The sequence below is a fragment of the Streptomyces sp. NPDC044033 genome, assembly GCF_056434425.1.
Genome location: NZ_JBWKFF010000017.1, coordinates 185591 through 206361, shown reverse-complemented (window position 1 = coordinate 206361; position 20771 = coordinate 185591). Strand labels below are relative to the sequence as shown.

18 protein-coding genes are annotated in these 20771 nt (G+C 73.2%); 11 read left to right on the top strand and 7 right to left on the bottom strand.

Annotated features, from left to right (window positions below; translation table 11 throughout):
- Window positions 1–241 precede the first annotated feature (241 nt).
- Window positions 242–1585, top strand: a complete 1344-nt coding sequence (locus AC07AB_RS27830; RefSeq protein WP_478572108.1) for an FAD-dependent oxidoreductase — start codon at window positions 242–244, stop codon at window positions 1583–1585.
- Between the two features lie 71 nt (window positions 1586–1656).
- Here AC07AB_RS27830 and AC07AB_RS27825 read toward each other — a convergent pair whose 3' ends face one another.
- Both AC07AB_RS27825 and AC07AB_RS27820 read right to left on the bottom strand, forming a co-directional pair.
- Entirely contained in the window at window positions 1657–2019 is a 363-nt protein-coding gene (locus tag AC07AB_RS27825) for an ArsR/SmtB family transcription factor (RefSeq protein ID WP_478572106.1), read from the bottom strand.
- A gap of 200 nt (window positions 2020–2219) precedes the next feature.
- A complete protein-coding gene (locus AC07AB_RS27820) occupies window positions 2220–3317 on the bottom strand; it encodes an NADH:flavin oxidoreductase/NADH oxidase (RefSeq protein ID WP_478572103.1) in 1098 nt (365 codons plus the stop codon).
- 402 nt (window positions 3318–3719) lie between these two features.
- On the opposite strand from AC07AB_RS27820, the gene AC07AB_RS27815 reads away from it, so the two are divergent.
- The 5 genes from AC07AB_RS27815 to AC07AB_RS27795 all read left to right on the top strand — a co-directional run bounded on the left by AC07AB_RS27815 (window position 3720) and on the right by AC07AB_RS27795 (window position 8587).
- Window positions 3720–4805: a WD40/YVTN/BNR-like repeat-containing protein gene (locus AC07AB_RS27815; protein ID WP_478572100.1), complete on the top strand. Its 1086-nt coding sequence runs from the start codon at window positions 3720–3722 to the stop codon at window positions 4803–4805.
- 59 nt (window positions 4806–4864) lie between these two features.
- The gene (locus tag AC07AB_RS27810; RefSeq protein ID WP_478572097.1) at window positions 4865–5542 is read left to right on the top strand and encodes a uracil-DNA glycosylase; all 678 of its coding nucleotides are present in this window, start codon (window positions 4865–4867) and stop codon (window positions 5540–5542) included.
- Window positions 5543–5566: 24 nt separating this feature from the next.
- Entirely contained in the window at window positions 5567–6379 is an 813-nt protein-coding gene (locus tag AC07AB_RS27805) for an LURP-one-related family protein (RefSeq protein ID WP_478572094.1), read from the top strand.
- 175 nt (window positions 6380–6554) lie between these two features.
- Complete coding sequence (locus tag AC07AB_RS27800) at window positions 6555–7547, top strand: BadF/BadG/BcrA/BcrD ATPase family protein (RefSeq protein ID WP_478572208.1); 993 nt, start codon at window positions 6555–6557, stop codon at window positions 7545–7547.
- Between the two features lie 107 nt (window positions 7548–7654).
- Window positions 7655–8587, top strand: a complete 933-nt coding sequence (locus AC07AB_RS27795) for a sirohydrochlorin chelatase family protein (protein WP_478572092.1) — start codon at window positions 7655–7657, stop codon at window positions 8585–8587.
- A 112-nt stretch (window positions 8588–8699) separates the two neighbouring features.
- On the opposite strand, the gene AC07AB_RS27790 is transcribed toward AC07AB_RS27795, so the two are convergent.
- The 3 genes from AC07AB_RS27790 to AC07AB_RS27780 all read right to left on the bottom strand — a co-directional run bounded on the left by AC07AB_RS27790 (window position 8700) and on the right by AC07AB_RS27780 (window position 12747).
- Window positions 8700–9743 carry a lactonase family protein gene (locus AC07AB_RS27790; RefSeq protein WP_478572089.1) on the bottom strand — a complete coding sequence of 348 codons (1044 nt, stop codon included), beginning with the start codon at window positions 9741–9743 and terminating at the stop codon, window positions 8700–8702.
- Window positions 9744–10028: 285 nt separating this feature from the next.
- A complete protein-coding gene (locus tag AC07AB_RS27785) occupies window positions 10029–11528 on the bottom strand; it encodes an FUSC family protein (RefSeq protein WP_478572206.1) in 1500 nt (499 codons plus the stop codon).
- Window positions 11529–11790: 262 nt separating this feature from the next.
- Entirely contained in the window at window positions 11791–12747 is a 957-nt protein-coding gene (locus AC07AB_RS27780; protein ID WP_478572087.1) for a LysR family transcriptional regulator, read from the bottom strand.
- A gap of 160 nt (window positions 12748–12907) precedes the next feature.
- Here AC07AB_RS27780 and AC07AB_RS27775 point away from each other — a divergent pair, with 160 nt between their 5' ends.
- From AC07AB_RS27775 to AC07AB_RS27765, 3 genes are read left to right on the top strand one after another with little or no spacing between them, the layout of a single operon-like run.
- Window positions 12908–13603, top strand: a complete 696-nt coding sequence (locus tag AC07AB_RS27775; RefSeq protein ID WP_478572085.1) for a type 1 glutamine amidotransferase domain-containing protein — start codon at window positions 12908–12910, stop codon at window positions 13601–13603.
- Between the two features lie 2 nt (window positions 13604–13605).
- On the top strand, window positions 13606–14169 hold the full coding sequence (locus tag AC07AB_RS27770) for a TetR/AcrR family transcriptional regulator (protein ID WP_478572082.1): 564 nt from the start codon (window positions 13606–13608) through the stop codon (window positions 14167–14169).
- A gap of 40 nt (window positions 14170–14209) precedes the next feature.
- Window positions 14210–15568, top strand: coding sequence for an aldehyde dehydrogenase family protein (locus tag AC07AB_RS27765; RefSeq protein ID WP_478572079.1), 1359 nt, complete (start codon window positions 14210–14212; stop codon window positions 15566–15568).
- Between the two features lie 66 nt (window positions 15569–15634).
- On the opposite strand, the gene AC07AB_RS27760 is transcribed toward AC07AB_RS27765, so the two are convergent.
- Entirely contained in the window at window positions 15635–16558 is a 924-nt protein-coding gene (locus AC07AB_RS27760; protein ID WP_478572203.1) for a GNAT family N-acetyltransferase, read from the bottom strand.
- Window positions 16559–16878: 320 nt separating this feature from the next.
- Here AC07AB_RS27760 and AC07AB_RS27755 point away from each other — a divergent pair, with 320 nt between their 5' ends.
- Both AC07AB_RS27755 and AC07AB_RS27750 read left to right on the top strand, forming a co-directional pair.
- A complete protein-coding gene (locus AC07AB_RS27755) occupies window positions 16879–17361 on the top strand; it encodes an Lrp/AsnC family transcriptional regulator (RefSeq protein ID WP_478572077.1) in 483 nt (160 codons plus the stop codon).
- A 25-nt stretch (window positions 17362–17386) separates the two neighbouring features.
- Window positions 17387–18082 (top strand): HAD family hydrolase, encoded by a 696-nt coding sequence (locus AC07AB_RS27750; protein ID WP_478572074.1) that lies wholly within the window; start codon window positions 17387–17389, stop codon window positions 18080–18082.
- Window positions 18083–18386: 304 nt separating this feature from the next.
- Here the strand turns inward: AC07AB_RS27750 and AC07AB_RS27745 are convergent, their stop codons facing one another.
- Window positions 18387–20606 carry an NADP-dependent isocitrate dehydrogenase gene (locus AC07AB_RS27745; RefSeq protein ID WP_478572072.1) on the bottom strand — a complete coding sequence of 740 codons (2220 nt, stop codon included), beginning with the start codon at window positions 20604–20606 and terminating at the stop codon, window positions 18387–18389.
- Between the last annotated feature and the right edge of the window lie 165 nt (window positions 20607–20771).

The following is a 20771-nucleotide window of genomic DNA, read 5'->3' as shown; positions in this document are numbered from 1 at the left end:
AGATAGCTGCAAGTGACCCCTCTTTTTCGGCTGCACCGGAAAAGACTTTTCTTTTCTTTTCTCTCGGCACCGGCGCGGGGCGGCGGACCCGCGAGACCGCGCGGGTCCGCCGCCCTCGAACGCCCCGCCCGATCCGCGGTGCGGGTCCGCGCCATGTGTACCGGGACGCGCCGAATGCGCGACTCCCCCGATGCGCTCCCCGGTGGGATGCTGGCCGCATCCCTCGGGAAGGAGCTCCGCCGTGCTTCGTGTCGCGGTCGTCGGGTCAGGGCCGAGCGGTGTCTATACCGCGCAGGCGCTCGTCCAGCAGGAGTCCGTGCCGGGGGTGACGGTGGATGTCCTGGACCGGCTGCCGTGCCCGTACGGCCTGGTGCGGTACGGCGTCGCCCCCGACCACGAGAAGATCAAGTCGCTCCAGAACAACCTGCGTACGGTGCTGGAGCATCCGCGCGTCGCCTTCCTCGGCAACGTACTGATCGGGGACGCCGGGCTGCCCGCCGGTCGGCTGCTGGACCTCTACCACGCGGTCGTCTACTGCGTGGGCGCCGGGACCGATCGGCGGCTCGGGGTGCCCGGCGAGGATCTGCCGGGCAGTTTCTCCGCCACCGAGTTCGTCTCCTGGTACAGCGCGCACCCGGATGCCCTGCCCGGCGGCTTCACGCTCGGCGCGCGCTCCGCCGTCGTCATCGGCGTCGGCAATGTGGCGGTGGACGTGGCGCGCGTACTGGCGCGCGGTTCCGAGGAGTTGCGGCCCACCGACGTGCCGGACGCCGCGCTGCGGGCCCTGGCCGGCAGCCAGGTGTCGGACATCCACCTGGTGGGGCGGCGCGGGCCGGCGCAGGCGAAGTTCACCACCAAGGAGCTGCGCGAACTGGGCGCGCTGCCGGGCGCGGAGGTCTCCGTACGGGCCGAAGAGGCCGCCCTCGACCCGGCGTTCGCCGACCCCTCGGGGCTGCCCGCCGCCAACCGGCGCAATGTGGACGTCATTCGCGGCTGGTGCGATGCCCCGCCCCGCGGTCTCCCCCGGCGCATCCGGCTGCGTTTCTTCCTGCGGCCGGTCGCGGTGCTCGGCGAGGACGCGGTGCGCGCCGTGCGCTTCGAGAGGACCGCGCCAGACGGGCGGGGCGGCGTGGTCGGTACGGGCGTGTTCGAGGACATCGAGGCGCAGTTGGTCCTGCGGTCGGTGGGGTACCGGGGCGTGCCGCTGGCGGGGCTGCCGTTCGACGCGGAGCGCGGGACGGTGCCGCACGAAGCGGGCCGGGTGCTGCGGACCGGGGCGCCCTCCCCCGGCGAGTACGTCGCCGGGTGGATCAAGCGGGGCCCGACCGGGGTGATCGGCACCAACCGCTCCTGCGCGAAGGAGACGGTCGCCTCGCTCCTGGCGGACGCGGCGGTCCTCGCGGAGCGGCGCCCGGCCGCCGATCCCCGGGCCGCACTGCGGCGGTCCGGTCAGACCGTGGTGGAGTGGCCGGGCTGGCTCGGCATCGAGGCGGCGGAGGCGGCGCTGGGGCGTTCCCTGGGGCGTTCGACGGTGAAGATCGCCGACTGGGCGGGGCTGCTGACCGCCGCGGACGGGCGGGGATGAGCGAGGGCTGTCGCCCCGTCCCCGGCAGTCGGCAGCCTTCGCCCAGCCTCTCGTTCTGGTGGCGTGCGGCCTCAGCCTTCGCCGAGCCTCTCGTCCTGGTGGCGTGCGGCCGTCAGCACGCTGTCGAGCAGACCGGGGAAGAGCGCGTTCAGGTCGTCGCGGCGCAGCTCGCTCATCTTGGCCGTGCCACGGTAGATCTGGTTGATCACGCCGCTCTCGCGGAGCACGCGGAAGTGGTGGGTGCTGGTGGACTTGGAAACCGGCAGGTCGAAGACGGAGCATGACTGCTCGCTGTCGGCCGCCTCCAGTGTCCGTACGATCCGCAGGCGCATCGGGTCCGAGAGCGCGTGCAGCACGCTCGCCAACCGGATCTGCTCCCGCGTGGGATGGTCGAGGGAGCGGCCGCTCGTCCGCGCCCGGGGCTGGGTCTGCACGGCTGCTCCTCCTGGCCGGGTCGGCCTGTTCTGCCGGCCGAGTCGGTCCGCCTGGGGCGGCTCGGCGGGCGGGCTGTCGGCCGCGTCGATGATACGAGTACGAGACTCACCGTAGTACGCGGGCTCCGCGAGAACCGCACCCCCGCCGGTGGGCAGCGCCGGCGGGGGTTTCGCGTTCCGGGCCCGTACGGTCGCGGCGCTCAGTACGCGCGGGCGTACTGCACGGGGCGGCGCGGCTCGTCCCCCAGCTCGACGGCGGCGCTGTTGATCCAGTAGGGGTCGCGCAGGAGTTCCCGGCCGATCAGCACGGCGTCCGCCTTGCCGGTCGAGAGGATCTCCTCCGCCTGCCGGGCCTCGGTGATCATGCCGACGGCGCCGACGGGCAGGTCCGTCTCCTCGCGCACCTTGGCGGCGAAGGGGACCTGGTAGTTCGGTCCGACGGGGATGACGGCCTTGGAGGCGTTGCCGCCGGTGGACACGTCGAGCAGGTCCACGCCATGGGCCAGCAGGTCCTTCGCGAAGCGCACGGTGTCCTCGCCGGTCCAGCCCTCGCGCGGGTCCTCGGGGTTCTCCGCGAGCCAGTCGGTGGCGGAGATCCGGAAGAACACCGGCAGTTCCTCGGGCCATACGGACCGGACGGCGTCGACGACCTCCAGCGCGAACCTGGTGCGGTTCTCGTACGAGCCGCCGTACTCGTCGTCCCGCTGGTTGCTGTGCGGGGAGAGGAACTCGCCGACGAGGTAGCCGTGGGCGCCGTGGACCTCCACGACCTTGAACCCGGCGTCGAGGGCGCGCTCGGCGGCCTTGGCGAAGTCCGCCACGACGCGCTTGATCTCCTCCGTGGTCATCTCGTGCGGCACGGGGTCGCCGTCCCGGGCGGGCAGCGGGGAGGGTGCCATCGTCGCCCAGCCGCCCTCATCCGCGCGCAACGCGTCGCCGCCGTTCCACGGGGCGGTCGTCGAGCCCTTTCGGCCGGCGTGGGAGAGCTGGATGCCCGGGACGGTCCCCTGCGCCTCCAGGAGGCGGGTCACCCGCTTGAAGGCGTCGCGCTGCTGGTCGTTCCAGAGCCCGAGGTCCGTGGGCGTGATCCGCCCGTCGGGCGATACGGCCGTGGCCTCCACCAGGACCAGTCCGGCGCCGCCGACGGCGCGGGCGCCGAGGTGCGCCAGGTGCCAGTCGTTCGGCGCACTCTGGCAGGGGCCGTCGGCGTCCGCGCTGTACTGGCACATCGGCGCCATCCAGGCACGGTTGGGGATGGTCAGCGATCGCAGTGTGTATGGCTGGAAGAGGTGGCTCACCGAAGGCTCCGCTCGTGCGTGGGTGCATCCGTTTACGCTTGTACGATAACCATCGTAGTACGGCGGTCGTCAAATAATGGAGCCGTGTGCATCACGCCGTGGGCGCGGAGTGCCACCGGGGCTGCGGAGTGGGGCACCTCCGTGAGCCGCCATGAGCCTCCATGAGGTGCGGAACGCCGCGGAGCGGGGGCGAGGGGTCGGCGCGGCCCGTACGCGGCCCCTGGCGACGACACGCGGGCGGGCCGGTCGCCGGACACTCCGACCGGCGGCGTGCGCTCGCGCCCCAACGCGCCCCCGGAATCCCTCCTGACCTGCGGTGAAGCCGTCTCCGGGGGCCGTTGTCAGTGGGTGGGTGCAGACTGGCCCGTAATTGAGACAACGGCGTCCCGGAGGTGGCTTGCCATGGCTGAGGTCATGCTGGCGATCGGCACCAAGAAGGGTCTGTTCATCGCCCGACGGCGCGGCGGCGGGTGGGAGTTCGACGAGCCCCGCTTCAACGCGCAGTCGGTCTATTCGATCGGGATCGACACCCGTCGCGCCACGCCCCGGGTGCTGGTCGGCGCGGACAGCTCGCACTGGGGCCCCTCCGTCTTCCACTCCGATGATCTCGGTGCCACGTGGCAGGAGCCGCAGCAGCCCGCGGTGCGGTTCCCGAAGGACACCGGCGCCTCGCTGGAGCGGGTCTGGCAGCTGCACCCAGCGGAGGCCGACGCTCCGGGGGTGGTCTACGCGGGGACGGAGCCGGGGGCGCTGTTCCGCTCCGAGGACGGGGGCGAGACGTTCGAGCTCGTACGGTCGCTGTGGGACCACCCCACGCGACAGGAGTGGGGCGCCGGCTTCGGCGGGCAGGGCGTTCACACCGTGATCACGGACGCCCGCGACACCGACGCCGTGACCATCGCCGTCTCCACGGGCGGCGTATACCGGTCGCTGGACGGCGGGGCCAGCTGGGACCCGTCGAACACCGGGGTGCAGGCGGTCTTCCTGCCCGACCGGTACCCGGAGTTCGGCCAGTGCGTGCACAAGATCGCGCAGGATCCGGTGGACCGCGACCGGCTGTACCTCCAGAACCACTGGGGCGTCTACCGCAGCGACGACGCGGGCGGCGCGTGGTCGCCCGTCGGCGCCTCGCTGCCCTCCGACTTCGGGTTCGCCGTCGCCTCCCACCCGCGCAAGGCCGACGTCGCCTATGTCTTCCCGATCGAGGCCGACAGCGACCGGGTGCCCGCCGGGCGGCGCTGCCGGGTCTTCCGCACCGAGGACGCCGGGGCGAGCTGGGAGGGGCTCGGCGCCGGACTTCCCGAGGCGCCGCACTTCGGGGTGGTGCTGCGCGACGCGATGTGCCTCGACGACGCCGATCCCGCCGGGGTGTACTTCGGCAATCGCAACGGCGAGGTCTACGCGAGCGCGGACGAAGGGGACAGCTGGCAGCTCGTCACCTCGCATCTGCCGGACGTGCTGTGCGTACGGGCCGCGGTCGTGGGGTGAGGCGGGCCGCTCGGGGGCGTGTCGTGGGGCGCCGGACAGAGCCAGTAGAGTGACGCACCGTGGCTGCACGACCGTTGAACGAGATCGTCGAACCAGGCTGGGCGAAGGCACTTGAGCCCGTGGCCGGACGGATCACCGCGATGGGCGACTTCCTGCGCTCGGAGATCGCGGCGGGCCGTACGTACCTACCGGCCGGAGCCCATGTGCTGCGCGCCTTCCAGCAGCCCTTCGACGACGTAAGAGTCCTGATCGTAGGTCAGGACCCGTACCCCACCCCCGGGCACGCCGTGGGACTGAGCTTCTCCGTCGCGCCCGAGGTGCGGCCGCTGCCCGGCAGCCTGGAGAACATCTACCGGGAGATGCACACCGACCTCGGGGCGCCCCGGCCGTCCAACGGCGACCTCACCCCCTGGACCCAGCAGGGCGTCCTGCTGCTCAACAGGGCGCTCACCACCGCGCCTCGGCGCCCCGCCGGGCACCGCGGCAAGGGCTGGGAGGAGGTCACCGAGCAGGCGATCACGGCTCTGGTCGCGCGCGGCGGCCCGCTGGTGGCGATCCTGTGGGGGCGCGACGCGCGCAATCTGCGGCCGCTGCTCGGGCAGGTGCCGTCGGTCGAGTCCGCGCACCCCTCCCCCATGTCGGCCGATCGCGGCTTCTTCGGCTCGCGCCCGTTCAGCCGCGCCAACGATCTCCTGGTGCGGCAGGGAGCGGCACCGGTGAACTGGCTGATTCCCTGACGTTCGGCGATAGGGTGTCCGGCCATGACTACTCAAACGAACATCCCCGCGGGTTGGTACGCCGACCCGCAGGGCACCCCTCACCTGCTGCGATGGTGGGACGGCGGCCAGTGGACCGAGCACACGCACCCCGGCCAGGCGCCGGCGGAGGGAGCGGTTCAAGCCACCCATGACCCGGCGCGCATCCAGGACCAGGTCCAGCGCCAGGCCGGGGTGGCGCCCGAGTCGCACGGCGGCGGCACCCTCTTCACCGAGCCCGTCCTGGTGGTGAACCAGAAGGCCAAGCTGATCGAGGTGACCAACGAGTACAGCGTCTTCGACCAGCACGGCCGCACGCTCGGCACGGTGGTCCAGGTCGGCCAGAGCACGGCGAAGAAGGTACTCCGCGTCGTCTCCAGCCTCGACCAGTACATGACGCACAAGCTGGAGATCCGGGACGCCCAGGGCCGTCCGCAGCTCCTGCTGACCAGGCCGGCCAAGCTGATCAAGTCCCGCGTGGTCGTCGAGCGCCCCGACGGCCGGCCGCTGGGGGAGATCGTGCAGCAGAACGCGATCGGCAAGATCAATTTCGCGCTGGTCTCCGGCGGTCAGCAGATCGGCGCGATCAAGGCCGAGAACTGGCGTGCCTGGAACTTCGCCATCGTCGATCACACCGACACCGAGGTCGCCCGGATCACCAAGACCTGGGAAGGGCTCGCCAAGACGATGTTCACGACGGCGGACAACTACGTGCTGCAGGTTCACCGCCAGCTCCCCGATCCGCTGCTGAGCCTGGTCGTGGCCACGGCCCTGACCGTCGACACGGCGCTCAAGCAGGACGCCCGCGGGTTCGGCTGAGCCGGTGGCCGACGACGTGGACGCGGGCGCGAGCACGGATGTGGTTACGGGCACGGGCACGGGCACAGATGTGGATACGGGCCCGAGTGCCGCCGCGAATCCGCGCACGGACACGAGCACAGGCACCAGCACCCGCACGAGCACGTATGGTGCGCGCACAGCCGTGCCCGGCCTGGTGCTCGCGGTCGACTCGGGCGGCTCGGGGGTCCGGGTCGCGGTCGCCCGCGCGGAGTTCGACGGCCCGGCCCGCACCTGGCACTCCCCCGACCCCGCGGTGACCGGCGCCGCGGGCATCGACGCCCGCGGCCTCCTCGCCCAGGTGCTGCCCGCCGCCCGCGCCCTGCTGCGCGAGGCCGGCGCGGAGCGCGTCGACGCCGCCTGCGTGGGCGCCTCGGGCATGGCCACCCTCGGCGACGACCTGCGGAAGATACTGCCGGAGGCGCTGCGCGCGGAGCTGGGAGTGCGCCGGCTCGCCCTCGCGGCCGACGCGGTGATCGCCTACACCGGCGCGCTCGGCCAGCGGCCGGGCTCGGTGATCGCCGCCGGCACCGGAATGATCGCCATCGGTACCGATCTGACCCCGGAAGGCGGCTGGCGGCGCGCGGACGGCTGGGGGCATCTGCTCGGGGACCTGGGTGGCGGAGCCTGGATCGGCCAGGCCGGACTGACGGCGGCGATGCGCGCCCACGACGGGCGTACGGGCGGCTCGGCCGCGCTGCTGGCCCGTGCGGAAGCGGTCTTCGGCCCGGCGGGCGGGCTGCCCGGAAAGCTGTACCCACGCGCCGACCGGCCCGCCGTGCTCGCCTCCTTCGCGCCCGAAGTGGCCCGGTGCACCGAGGCCGGCGACCCGGTCGCGCAGCGCATCCTCGCCACGGCCGCCCGCCACATCGCCGAGGCGGCGGCAGCGGTCTGTCCGCGCCGCCGGGAGCCGGAGGCAACCGCCCGGCACGCGGCGCGGTACGAAGTGTCGCTCACCGGCGGGCTGTTCCGGATCGGCGCCCCCCTGCTCGTACCTCTGCGGGCGGAGTTGCAACAGCAACTGCCGCAAGCGGAGCTGGTCGAGGCCGCGGGCGGCCCGCTGGACGGTGCGCTGCGCATCGCCGCGGCGCTCGCCGCGGACGGCCTGCTGCTGCCGCCGGATCCGTTCATGCTCTCCATTTCGGGCTGACCACTTCCGCATCAAGTCGTACGAACCGCCGAACATACCCGGACAGAGTGCACGCAGTCGCCCCCTCCCGAACGGACGGCCCTCGCGAGCGGATAGCATGCGGCGCCATGAGCTCCCCCACAGGGCCCGCGCCTGGCCTGCCTGTACGAATGCCACGCCCCCGCCAGCCCGGACGGCACCGGCGGCCGGAGCCGGTGGCGGCGCCCGCCGGGGCACCGCCGCTGGTCCTCGCCGTGCCGGGGACCCCCGACGGCGCCATCCGCGGCCTCGCCGAAGAGGTGCTGAGCATCGCCCGCTCCGAACTGCCCGGGCTCGACGCCCGCATCGGCTACGTGGACGGCGAAGGGGACGAGTTCCCGGCCCTGGAGGCCGTGCTGACCCACGTCGCCGCCGAGCGGGACGCCCGCGTCAACGCGGCGCGCGAGGCCGGCGACCAGGAAGGACTGGACGCCGAGGCGGGTCCCGCCGCCGTCACCGTGCCGCTGCTGGCGGGTCCGGACAACGCCCTGTTGCGGCGTATACGCCATGCGGTGATGAACAGCGGTTCCGCCGCGGAGCTCACCGACGCGCTCGGGCCGCACCCGTTGCTCGCCGAGGCCCTGCACGTACGGCTCTCGGAGGCGGGCCTCGCCCGCGCCGACCGAGCCCGCCTGTTCACAGTCGCAACTGCCGCGGACGGGATCATCCTCGCGACGGTCGGCGGCGACGAGGCCGTCCAGGCCGCCGGGATCACCGGGATGCTGCTCTCCGCCCGACTGGCCGTGCCGGTGATGGCCGCCGCGCTGGACGAGGACGGCGCCATAGCGCGTACGGCCGAGGAACTTCGCGAGTCGGGGTCGCGCAAACTGGCTCTCGCGCCCTATCTGATCGGCCCGGAGGTCGCGGCGGGCGTGCCCGGCACGGCGGCCGCCGAGGCGGACTGCGCCGCGGCGGAGGCGCTCGGCGCGTACGGCGCGATCGGCAAGCTGATCCTGGCCAAGTACGCGACGGTGCTGGGCATCCCGACGCAGCCGTCGCCCCAGAGCGCGCCCGCACACTGAGGCGCCCCGGCAGCGACACCCGCTCTCATCCGCACAACACAGCAACCGCCTGTGCCCGAAGGGCCCCACTTGGGGCCCTTCGGGCGTTTCGGCGTCTGCGCCGCGGCGGGTCTCAGCCGAGGATGACGCAGGAAGCCCCCGGCGCGGCGATGGAGCCCCCGTGCGTCAGGGCGCCCGTGGCCTGGTCGACGGCGAACCAAGTGACGTCGCCGGTGCCCTCGTTCACGGTGTAGAGGTGGCGGCCCGAGGGGTGGAGTGCGAGGTCCCAGGGGCGGCGGCCGCCGCAGTCGACCGTGGTGACCAGCTCGGGGGCGTCGCCGGACTCGTCGAGGGCGAGGGTGGCGATGCTGTCGTGGCCGCGGTTGGCGACCCACATGAAGCGGCCGTCCGCCGCGACGATCACCTCGGACGGAAAGTTGACGGACTCGGTGTCCTGGGGCGCGACCGGTGTCGTGCCGATCGGCGTCAGGGTGCCCGTCGTCGCGTCCCAACGGCAGGCCGTCACCGTCGAGTCCAGCTCGTTGATGACGTACGCCCGGTGCCCGCGCGGGTGGAAGGCGAGGTGCCGGGGGCCGCTGCCCGCCCACAGCCGGGTCTCGTGGTGCAGGACCGGCCGGCCGTCGGGCGCGTCGAGGGTGTAGACCCACACCGAGTCGGTGCCCAGGTCCACGCCGAGCGCCCACCGGCCGGTCGGGTCGGGGTGCACGCCGTGCGCGTGCGGGCCCCGCTGCCGGTCGGGGTCCGGGCCGCTGCCCTCGTGCTGGAGGACCGCGACCGGCTCGCCGAGCCGCCCGTCGGTCGCTATCGGGAGCGCGGTGACGCTGCCGGAGCGGTAGTTGGCGGTCAGCAGGTGGCCGAGGGCGAGCGCGAGATGGGTGGGCGCGGCGCCCCGTACCGGCACCGGCGCGCCGAGCGGCACGGGGCGGGCCGGGTCGGCGAGGGAGAGCGCCACGGCGGCGCCGTCGTCGGTCTGGCTGACCGCGTACAGCACGTCCCCACCGGACGAGAGGGCGAGGAAGGAGGGGTTCTCGACGGCGTCGGTGGAGTGTACGGCCGTCAGCGCACCCGTGTCGGGGTCGACGTCGGCGACGGTGATCCCGAGGCCGCCGCCCGTACTGAACGATCCGATGTACGCCCGCTGTTCGGTGCCGCCCACTGTGCCGCCTTCCGCCGCTTCTTCTGTTCTGACGGCCCGTACCCAGCACGGTCTGGACCGGTCTGTGCCGGTCCTCGTCCGCTGGTCAGCGCCCGTCTCTGTGTGGGCAGACGCTAACAGGGCGCCCGGATCACGTACGCGCCGCATGGGCTCGGGCGCGCACGCCCGCGCGTGCGCACGCAAGTTGTCTCCTCACACTGTGAGGAGACCAGCGTGCCCCTCACACCCGCGCCCGCGCGTGCGGGTTGGCCCCGTCAAGTCCGCGCGTACGGCGCGGGCCGCGGCTCACGCCTCCGCGTACGGCGCGCGCGGGTTGCCGCGCAGCGGTGCGGCCAGGGAGGCGAGGGCGGCTTCCAGCTCGTGGAGGTGCGCGAGGGCCCGTTCCGCGCCGGGGTGGTGGGGCGCGCCCGTGAGCGACGCGGCCAAGGAATCGGCCTGGGCGCCCGGGGCGACGAGGCGTTGCACGGCGGCTTCGACGCGCTGGCAGGCGGCGGTCAGCCGGGCATCGTGCGAGGCGTCGGGGTCGGCGGCCACGGCGGCGAGGCCGCGTACCTGGCGGGCGCAGTCGTCGAGGGCCGCCATGACCTGCCGGGCCCGGCCCTTGCGGGCCCGCAGCGGGCTGATCGGGTGCAGCAGCGGGGCGAGGGAGACGCGGACGCGGCCGAGGAGCAGCTCCAGTTCGGCGACGCGGGGCGCCGGGTCGGCGGCCTCGTCGCCCGCGAGCCGCCGGGCGGCGTCCGCCGCGCAGTGCCGTACGCACAGCAGGGCGCGCTGGATCCAGGCGTCGGTGGCGGTGTGCGTGGTGACGGGGAGGACCACGGCGACGGCCAGGGCCGCGCCGAGGGCGCCGACGGCGGTCTGTTCGAGCCGCAGGGTGAGCAGGCCGGGGTGGAGCACGCCGAGGAGCCCGTAGAGCAGACCGGCCATCACGGTCACGAAGAAGATCATCCAGCTGTACGAGGGGCCCGCGCTGTAGAAGAGGCCGAAGACGCAGACGGCGACGAGGACGGCGGTGGGCGCGGGCGCGCCGTGCAGCGGTACGGCGACGAGCAGGCCGACGGCGATGCCGGTGACGGTGCCCACCACGCGGCGAAAGCCCCGTACCAGGGTCTCGCCGCGCGAGGCGGTGTTGACGAAGATCCACCAGGTGGTGCCGACGGCCCAGTACCACCGCTCGTCGGAGACGAGCCGCCCGACGGCCAGCGCGAGTGCGCAGGCCACGACGGCCTGGAACGCCTGGCGGGTCGTGTGCCGGGCCAGGCCGCGGGCGGGCCGCGGTGCGGGGACGGCCTGCGGCGGGGTACGGCGCTCGATCGGCCAGACCCCGAAGCGGACCAGCGCGGCGGCGGCGACGGCCAGCGCCACGGAGGCGAAGATCTGCGGCAGCTGGTCCGGCACGGCGTGCAGGAACTGCGTGGCGAAGAACATCATGAAGGCGAAGATGCCGAGCGCGTGGCCGCGCGGCCCCCAGCGCCGGGCGTACACGCCGCAGAAGACGACCGCGAGGAACGCGGCGTCGCGCGCCAGGGGCTGGTCGTGCAGCGCGGCCGCCAGCGCGAGGACGGGGAAGCCGGCCGCCGGGAGCAGCCCGGTGGTGACGGCCTGGCGGCGCACGCTGGGGTCGCCGACGGTGAAGAGCGCGAGCAGCGCGGCGAGGCCGCCGGCGACGGCCGCGGTGAGCGAGTGCGCCAAGAGGTACGAGACGGTCACGGCCAGCCCGATGCCGAGCACGGCTCGGGCCGAAGTACGCAGCCGCAGCAGCCCCGGGTCCGGGGCCACGAGCATCCTCTTGAGCACAGCTTGCCGCTCCTTTACCACTGTCGTCCGCCGTCGGGAGAAATTCGCACGGGCACGAAAAAGGCGCCGCGGGATCCGCAGCGCCGTTGACAGGATCATCAAAGCATCCACGGGATCTTTGGCTCAAGGAAGGGTTCCGAGACTGGGCCATTGGTACAGTCCGGGGCGTCTTCGGGGCGGGCGAGGGGAAGCCAACGGACCATCGGCGGCGCGCTGCCCCCGTACGGCTCGTAGGCCCGTACCGCCCCCGCTACCAAGCGCGTGCGGCCCGCAGGAGGCAGTCGCGGACGAGGGCCACGTGGGGATTGTCCGCGGAGCCCGGCCGCTGCACGAGGTAGCCGGTGTTGATCGGGGCGTCCTCGGGCTCGTGGAGCAGGACGAGCGCGCCGGCGGCGAGCGCGTCGCGGCAGAGGTAGCGGGGCAGCACGGAGAAACCGGCCCCCGCCGTCAGAGCGGACAGCACGCCCCGCAGGTCGGGGACGGTGACGGCGGCCTGGCAGGTGATGCGCCTGCCGAAGACGTGCCGCCAGTAGCGGCGGACGAGGGGCAGGTCCGCGGCGTAGCCGACGAGCGGGATGCCGTGCAGCGGGGCCGGGCCGTCGGCGGCGACGCGGGCGGGGCCGCCGATCCGGTCGGCCCACTCGGGGGCCGCGACCAGTACGAGCTCCGCGTCGGCCAGCGGCAGGGGCGCCGGGGTGCGACCCCGGGGGCGGGATGTGGCGATGACCAGGTCGTGCCGGCCGGCGCGCAGCTCGCCGAGGAGCGGTTCGGCCGCTCCGGTGGCGACACGCAGCCGTACGCCCTTCTCGACGAGCGGCGCGAGGGACGGCAGGACGCAGTGGCACAGCAGCTCGGCCGGGCCTGCCAGCTGTACGGGCTCGGCGGGGGCGCCGTCGAGGGGTCCGCCGTGTCCGGTGACCGCGGCGAGGGCGTCGAGGGGGTCGTTGATCCGGGCGGCGAGCGCGTCCGCGTAGGGCGCGGGGGCCGCGCCGCGTGGCTGCCGCTCGAAGAGCTCCCGGCCGAGCTGCCGCTCCAGGGCGCGGATCTGGGTGGTGACGGTCGGCTGCGAGAGGCCGAGCAGGCGCGCGGCGGCGGTGAAGGAGCCGGACCGGTGCACCGCCAGGAAAGTGCGCAGCAGATTCAGGTCCAGCGGCGCGGCGGGGGGCTGTTCCGCTCCGGCCGGGTCATCGGAAATCCTATGGACCATATGGACCACCCTATTGGTTTTCGGTGGGTTGGCCGCTTTACGGTCGGTCCATCGCCACACTGACGTTCCGCGTGCGAAGTGTCAGAGTCTCCAGATCGTCGGTGTGCGCGCTCCGTACCCTCTTGGGCCTCGCGCGGGCCCGCACCCTCGGAGAGACACCATGTCGAAGATCCTTTTCGTTGTGACCGGCGCCGATCACTGGACGCTGGCCGACGGCACCGAGCACCCGACCGGCTTCTGGGCCGAGGAGGCCGTCGCCCCCTACGAGGCGTTCAAGGCGGCGGGGCACGAGATCGTCGTCGCCACGCCGGGCGGCGTCGTGCCCACCGTCGACCAGGGCAGCCTGGCCCCGGAGGCCAACGGCGGCCAGGAAGGCGCCGACGGCGTCGCGGCGTCCCTCGCCGCCTTCACCGAACTGCGCCGGCCGGTCGCGCTGGCCGACGTGGACCTCGCCGACTACGCCGCCGTCTTCTACCCCGGCGGCCACGGCCCCATGGAGGACCTGGCCGTGGACGCCGACTCCGGCGGTCTGCTGGTCGCGGCCCTGGAGTCCGGCACGCCGCTGGGCGTGGTCTGCCACGCCCCGGCCGCGCTGCTCGCCGCCACGGGTGCGGATGGCGCCAACGCGTTCGCCGGCTACCGGCTGACCGGCTTCACCAACGCCGAGGAGCGGCAGGCCGGGCTGGCCGACAAGGCGAAGTGGCTGCTCCAGGACCGGCTCGTGGAGATCGGCGCCGACTTCCGGGAAGGCGAGCCGTGGGCCCCGTACGTGGTCGTCGACCGCAACCTGGTCACCGGCCAGAACCCGTCCTCCTCCGCACCGCTCGCGGCCGAGCTCCTGAAGAAGCTGGCCTGACGGTGGCCTCCGACCGGCTCCCCGAGGTCCTCGACGCCGCGTACGAGTGCCTCACCAGGTACGGCGTGCGGCGCACCACGATGGACGACATCGCCTCCGCCATGGGCGTGTCCCGGTCGGCGGTCTACCAGTACGTCCGCGGCAAGGACGACGCCTTCCGCAAGCTCGCCGAGCGCCTGCACGCCGAGGCGCTCGCGCGGGCGCGCCGGGCGGCGGCCGAGGACGCCCCGAGCGCGGAGCGGATCCGCGGCGTCCTGGCCGTCAAGCTCGGCCTGGTCCGGCGGCTGACCCGGGACTCCCCGCACGCGGCCGAACTCCTCGACGAGAAGGCCCGGGGGTTCGGCGATGTGTGCCATGGATTCACCGGCGGGATCAACGGACTGCTGACCGGGCTGTTCGCCGAGGCGGGGACCGCGGCCGGGGTGGAACCGGCCGAGGCCGCCCATATCTGCGTCGCCCTCGTCATCGGCCTGGAGTCCATACCCGATGCCGAGCGGCTCTTCGGCCCCGCCGTGGACGCGCTGCTGACCGGCCTCTTGGGCGCGCCGGTGAGGACCGCCGTCTGACCGAACACCCACTCCCCCAGAACCACTACTTCCCCAGGAAATGACTGTGACCACTCAGACCACCGCGCACACCCCCGATTTCACCGCCGACCACGCGGCGGCGCTCGTCGACCGGCTGCGCTCCACCTTCCGTACGGGCCGCACCAAGCCGCTCGCCTGGCGCGTCCAGCAGCTCACCCGGCTGCGCGACCTGCTCACCGAGAACCGCGAGGCGATAGCCGACGCCGTCCACGCGGATCTGCACAAGCCGCACGCCGAGACCTACGCCGCCGAGGTCGACTTCACGGTGCGGGAGATCGACCACACCCTTGAGCACCTGGCGGAGTGGCTGAGCCCGCGGCCGCTCGCGCCCGGCGACCTCGCGGGCCTGCCCGACGGCTCGACGGCGGGCACCCGGTACGAACCGCTCGGCACGGTCCTGGTCATCGCGCCCTGGAACTACCCCGTCCAGCTGCTGCTCGCGCCGCTCGCGGGGGCGCTGGCGGCGGGCAACGCGGTCGTCCTTAAGCCGAGCGAAGTCACCCAGGCCACCTCCGAGTTGATGGCCGCCCTGGTGCCGCGATATCTGGACACGGAGGCCGTCGCCGCCGTCGAGGGCGGTGTGCCGGAGACCACCGCGCTGCTCGCCCAGCGGTACGACCACATCTTCTACACCGGCAACGGCACCGTCGGCCGCATCGTGATGCGGGCCGCCGCCGAGCACCTCACGCCCGTCACCCTCGAACTGGGCGGCAAGTCGCCGGTGTTCGTGGACCGGGGCGTCGACGTGCCGGCCGTCGCCGCGCGGCTGGCCGATGCCAAGTTCCGCAACGCCGGGCAGACGTGCGTCGCCCCCGACTACGTCCTGACCGACCCGGAGACCGCCCCGGCGCTCGCGCGGGCGCTCGGCGAGGCCGTGGAGAAGCTGTTCGGCGCGGATCCGCAGTCCTCGCCCGCGTACGGACGCATCGTCAACCAGCGGCACTTCGACCGGGTCGCCGCCCTGCTCGGCTCGGGGACGACGGCCTTCGGCGGCCGGACCGACCGGGACGACCTCTACATCCAGCCGACGGTGCTCACCGGGGTGCGGCCCGACGAGCCGGTCATGCGGGAGGAGATCTTCGGCCCCGTCCTGCCGGTCCTGACCGTCTCCGGTCTCGATGAGGCGATCGACTTCATCAACGACCGCGACAAGCCGCTCGCCCTGTACGGCTTCACCGACGACGAGACCACCCGGCGGCGCATCGCCGACGAGACCTCCTCCGGCGGGCTCGGCTTCGGCCTGCCGATGGCTCATCTGCGCGTATCGGAGCTGCCGTTCGGCGGCGTCGGCGAGAGCGGACTCGGCAGCTACCACGGCCCGTACTCCATCGCCACGTTCAGCCACCGCAAGGCCCGCCTCGACGTGCCGCTCGGCTGACGGGCTGTCACCACACGCGGGGCGGGGACGCCGGTCGCCGGTGTCCCCGCCCCGTCCCGCCCTGGGTCAGCTCCAGACCATGTTGACCGCGCGTTCGAAGTCGACGTATCCGGCGCGCCGGAAGGCGTTCGCCATGGGGGTGTTGCCGAGGTCGGTGGCCGCCCGGACGCGGGGGACGCCCTGTTCGGCGAGGATGCGGGTGCCCTCGGCGAGGATGCCGTCGATGTAGCCGTTGCCCCGGTGCTCGGGCAGCACCGCGAGGTAGCCGATGATCGCGTTGTAGTCGTTATGGGCCGGGATGACGAACCCGGCCGGTTCGCCGTCGGGCAGGGTCGCGACCCGCCACCAGTCCCGCGGGCTGGTGTAGCGCGCGAGTTCCTGCTCGTAGTGGTCGGCGGCCGCTTCGGGGACGGACATCCGGGTGAGAGCGTCCAGGCTGTGGGCGTCCAGCGTGCCCTCCAGGACGCGCGCCATCAGGTCCAGCAGCTCATCGGTGTCCCGGAGCGGGCGGAACGCCAGGCGCCCGCTCGGCCCGGGTACGGGCGTCCCCGGACGCCACTCCAGGCGCAGCCGTTCGACGAAGAGTCGGGCTCCCGTCCGTTCCAGGACGGTCATGCGGTCCTCGACGACGCGTCTGGCCGCCGTGGTGTCGCGCCAGTCGGCGGGGATGAAGCGGCTGTACTCGGGTGGCCGGGCCCCGGCGGGCAGGACGGCGGCCATCGCCGTTCGCAGCAGACGTACGCCGATGTCCACCCGCTCGGCGGCGGGGGCCTCGTCGTCGATGTCGAGCACGTCCAAGAGGGCGGGCTCCGCGTCCCCGGGCCGGCCCCACCAGGCGGCCCGGGCGAGCAGGCGGTCGCCGCGCAGGGCGACCCACATCCATTCGGGCCGCCGACGGCCGTCGGCGAGGTCGTCTGCCAGCTCCGCGTCGAGGACGTAGGGCAGTCGGCGGAAAAGGTCGAGTTCTTCGCGTCCGGTGATCGGACGCATGGTCAGGCCGTTCTGTACTGCGGTCAAGGCACGCTCCGGTGAAGGCGCCCGTCCCGTCCGGGGTCAGTCGCGGTGCGCGCCCCGGGAGGGCACAAGCGCGGTGATCATGGCGATCATGGGCTTATCCCTCCTCTCGATGTCGTGGCCCCCGGTCCTGTCGGCGGGGGTCCGGGCGCATTTCTATCCGGTCGCGGCCACGCCCGGCAACCCCTTTCCGATCAGCGGCCGGTCCGGCCGCGCGCGCCGGTTCGCGGCCGGGAGGCTGGGCCATTGGTACAGTCCTCGGACCGTTTCACCGACCACACGGGAGACATCGGCCCATGGCCGTGGACGAGCTCGATGCCAGGATCCTCCGGCTGCTCCTGGAGCAGCCGCGCACCAGCGTGCGGGAGTACGCGCGCACGCTCGGCGTCGCCCGCGGCACGCTTCAGGCGCGGCTGGACCGCATGGAGCGGGACGGGGTGATCACGGCGTACGCGCCCCGGCTGTCCCCGGCCGCCCTCGGCCACCCCGTGCTCGCCTTCGTCCATATCGAGGTCACTCAGGGGCGGCTCAACGACGTGGGCGACGCGCTCGCGGGGGTTCCGGAGATCATCGAGGCGTTCTCGACGACGGGCGGCGGCGATCTGCTCACCCGCGTCGTGGCCCGCGACGCGGCCCACCTGGAGGACATCATCCAGCGCCTGATCCAGCTGCCCGGCGTCGTACGGACCAGCACCGAGGTGGCGCTGCGCGAGCGGGTGCCGCACCGGATGCTGCCGCTCGTCGACGCCGTCGGACGCGCGGGCCGCCGGCCCGCGTGAATTCCGTCTTGGCATCCTGGGGAGCATGAGCACTACCCAGAACACTTCGGTCATCTTCGATCTCGATGGAACGCTCGTGGACAGCGAGCCGAACTATTACGAGGCGGGGCGGCGGGTCCTGGCCCAGTACGGCGTGCACGACTTCAGCTGGGAGCAGCACACCCGCTTCATCGGCATCGGCACTCGCGAGACCCTGGCGGCGCTGCGCCGCGAGTACCGGATCGAGGCGCCGGTCGAGGAGCTGCTCGCCGCGAAGAACCGCGCGTATCTGGAGCTGGCCGGGGCGCGTACCGAGGTCTTCCCCGAGATGCGCGACTTCGTGAAGCGGCTGCACGCGTCCGGGGTGCCGATGACGGTGGCGTCCGGCTCCTCCCGCGAGGCGATCGGCGCGGTGCTGGCCGCCACCGGGCTCGACGCGCAGCTGACGGCCTTCGTGTCGGCGGAGGAAGTGGCCGCGGGCAAGCCCGAGCCGGACATCTTCCTGGAGGCGGCACGGCGGCTGGGGGCCGCGCCCGCGGACTGCGTGGTCCTGGAGGACGCGCCGCCCGGAGCCGAGGCCGCGCACCGCGCCGGCATGCGCTGCGTCGCGATCCCGTACGTTCCGGGCACGGCCGGCGATCCGGCGTTCGCGACGGCGGGGCTCCTCTTCGCGGGCGGGCAGTCGGACTTCAGCGCCCAGGCCGCGTACGACTGGGCCGTCCGGCCGACGGCCGTGTCCTGACCTCTCCGGACGCTGAGCGCCCGGGGCATCTCCCGGGGCGGATCGGCGCGCGGTGTCCGGTGCGCGCGATCGCGAGCCTCGTCTTCCGGTGCGTGCGATCGCACGGCGCCGGAAGGCCCTCGCCCCGGAGCCGCCAGGGCGTCTCGGCAGCGCCATGAGCGCGCGTACCAGGCGTCGCGCGGTGCACCGGCCCGGGCCATGACAGAGGCTCAAGGCGGCGGGCGGTCACCGCGGCACACCGCCCCGGCCGGAACAAGGCTCCGGCCGGGGCGGTGCGGGTGCGCGTCGCGCTCGAAGCGGGCGATCAGACCAGCGTCGCCAGCGCCTGGTTGAGAGTCGCCGACGGGCGCATGACGGCCGCGGCCTTGGCCGTCTCGGGCTGGTAGTAGCCGCCGATCTCGGCGGGCGAGCCCTGCACCGCGATCAGCTCGTCGACGATGGTCCGCTCCTGCTCGGCCAGCGTCTTGGCGAGGGCCTCGAACGCCTGCGCCAGCTGCGCGTCCTCGGTCTGCTTCGCCAGCTCCTGGGCCCAGTAGAGCGCCAGGTAGAAGTGGCTGCCGCGGTTGTCGATGCCGCCGAGGCGGCGGCTCGGCGACTTGTCCTCGTTGAGGAAAGTCGCCGTCGCGCGGTCGAGGGTGTCCGCGAGCACCTGGGCGCGCGCGTTGCCCGTCGTCTGCGCGAGGTGCTCGAAGCTGACCGCCAGCGCGAGGAACTCGCCCAGGCTGTCCCAGCGCAGGTAGTTCTCCTTGACGAGCTGCTGTACGTGCTTGGGCGCGGAGCCTCCGGCGCCCGTCTCGAACAGCCCGCCGCCGTTCATGAGCGGGACGACCGAGAGCATCTTCGCGCTCGTGCCGAGCTCAAGGATCGGGAAGAGGTCGGTCAGGTAGTCGCGCAGCACGTTGCCGGTGACCGAGATGGTGTCCTCGCCCCGGCGGATGCGCTCCAGGGAGAACGCGATCGCGGCCTCCGGCGCCATGATCTCGATCTGCAGACCATCGGTGTCGTGGTCGGCGAGGTACGTCCTGACCTTCGCGATGAGGTTCGCGTCGTGCGCGCGGCCTTCGTCCAGCCAGAACACGGCCGGGACGCCGGTCGCGCGGGCGCGGGTGACGGCCAGCTTGACCCAGTCCTGGATCGGCAGGTCCTTGGCCTGGCACATGCGCCAGATGTCGCCGGCGCCCACCGCGTGCTCAAGCACGACGTTGCCGCCGCCGTCGACGACCCGCACCGTACCGGTGGTGGCAATCTCGAAGGTCTTGTCGTGGCTGCCGTACTCCTCGGCCTTCTGTGCCATCAGACCGACGTTGGACACCGAGCCCATCGTCGCCGGGTCGAAGGCGCCGTGCGCGCGGCAGTCGTCGATGGTGACCTGGTAGATGCCCGCGTAGCTGCTGTCGGGGATCACCGCGAGGGTGTCGGCCTCGCCGCCGTCCGGGCCCCACATGTGGCCCGAGGTGCGGATCATCGCCGGCATGGAGGCGTCGACGATGACGTCGCTCGGGACGTGCAGGTTGCTGATGCCGCGGTCGGAGTCGACCATCGCCAGCTCGGGGCCCTCGGCGAGCTCGGCGTCGAAGGACGCCTTGATCGCGGCACCCTCGGGGTGCGTCTCCAGGCCCTTGTAGATGCCGCCGAGCCCGTCGTTCGGGCTGAGGCCGGCCGCGGCGAGCGTCTCGCCGTACTCGGCGAACGTCTTCGGGAAGAAGGCGCGCACCACGTGGCCGAAGATGATCGGGTCGGAGACCTTCATCATCGTGGCCTTCAGGTGCACCGAGAACAGCACGCCCTCGGCCTTGGCGCGGGCGATCTGCGCCGTGAGGAACTCGCGCAGCGGGGCGACCCGCAGCACGGAGGCGTCCACGACCTCGCCGGCCAGGACCGGCACCGACTCGCGCAGCACGGTGGTGGTGCCGTCGTCCCCGGCCAGCTCGATGCGGAGCGCGCCGGGCTCGGCGATGACGGCGGACTTCTCGGTGGAGCGGAAGTCGTCGGCGCCCATGGTCGCGACGTTCGTCTTCGAGTCGGCCGTCCACGCGCCCATGCGGTGCGGGTGCGCCTTGGCGTAGTTCTTCACCGACGCCGGGGCGCGGCGGTCGGAGTTGCCCTCGCGCAGCACCGGGTTGACGGCGCTGCCCTTGACCTTGTCGTAGCGGGCGCGGACGTCGCGCTCCTCGTCGGTCTTCGGGTCGTCCGGGTAGTCGGGCAGCTCGTAGCCCTGGCCCTGGAGCTCCGCGACGGCCGCCTTGAGCTGCGGGATCGAGGCGGAGATGTTCGGCAGCTTGATGATGTTCGCGCCGGGGGTCTTGGCCAGCTCACCGAGCTCGGCGAGCGCGTCGGGGACCCGCTGGCCCTCCGTGAGGTACTCGGGGAAGCCGGCGAGGATGCGCCCGGCGAGGGAGATGTCACGGCTCTCGACGGCGACCCCGGCCGTCGAGGCGTATGCCTCGACCACAGGCAAGAACGAATACGTCGCCAGGGCCGGGGCCTCGTCGGTGTGTGTGTAGATGATGGTCGAGTCAGTCACCCGGTGCTCCGCTCCACGTCTGCAACATTGCTTGATATCAAGATATCCCGTGGCCGCCCCCCTCTCGACAGGGCCCTGCCCCTCCCCGCGCGAGCCGGGGGCGGCGGCGGAACGAGGGCGTCGTAAGGGGTCCCGGCCGACGGCGGGTACGCGATTGGCTATGGG

Excerpts from the sequence above, each read along its gene's own strand:
- AC07AB_RS27815 (WP_478572100.1), top strand. The coding sequence starts at position 3,720 with ATGGCTGAGGTCATGCTGGCGATCGGCACCAAGAAGGGTCTGTTCATC.
- AC07AB_RS27805 (WP_478572094.1), top strand. The coding sequence starts at position 5,567 with ATGACTACTCAAACGAACATCCCCGCGGGTTGGTACGCCGACCCGCAG.
- AC07AB_RS27795 (WP_478572092.1), top strand. The coding sequence starts at position 7,655 with ATGAGCTCCCCCACAGGGCCCGCGCCTGGCCTGCCTGTACGAATGCCA.
- AC07AB_RS27785 (WP_478572206.1), bottom strand. The coding sequence starts at position 11,528 with ATGCTCGTGGCCCCGGACCCGGGGCTGCTGCGGCTGCGTACTTCGGCC.
- AC07AB_RS27780 (WP_478572087.1), bottom strand. The coding sequence starts at position 12,747 with ATGGTCCATAGGATTTCCGATGACCCGGCCGGAGCGGAACAGCCCCCC.
- AC07AB_RS27775 (WP_478572085.1), top strand. The coding sequence starts at position 12,908 with ATGTCGAAGATCCTTTTCGTTGTGACCGGCGCCGATCACTGGACGCTG.
- AC07AB_RS27765 (WP_478572079.1), top strand. The coding sequence starts at position 14,210 with ATGACTGTGACCACTCAGACCACCGCGCACACCCCCGATTTCACCGCC.
- AC07AB_RS27760 (WP_478572203.1), bottom strand. The coding sequence starts at position 16,558 with ATGCGTCCGATCACCGGACGCGAAGAACTCGACCTTTTCCGCCGACTG.
- AC07AB_RS27755 (WP_478572077.1), top strand. The coding sequence starts at position 16,879 with ATGGCCGTGGACGAGCTCGATGCCAGGATCCTCCGGCTGCTCCTGGAG.
- AC07AB_RS27750 (WP_478572074.1), top strand. The coding sequence starts at position 17,387 with ATGAGCACTACCCAGAACACTTCGGTCATCTTCGATCTCGATGGAACG.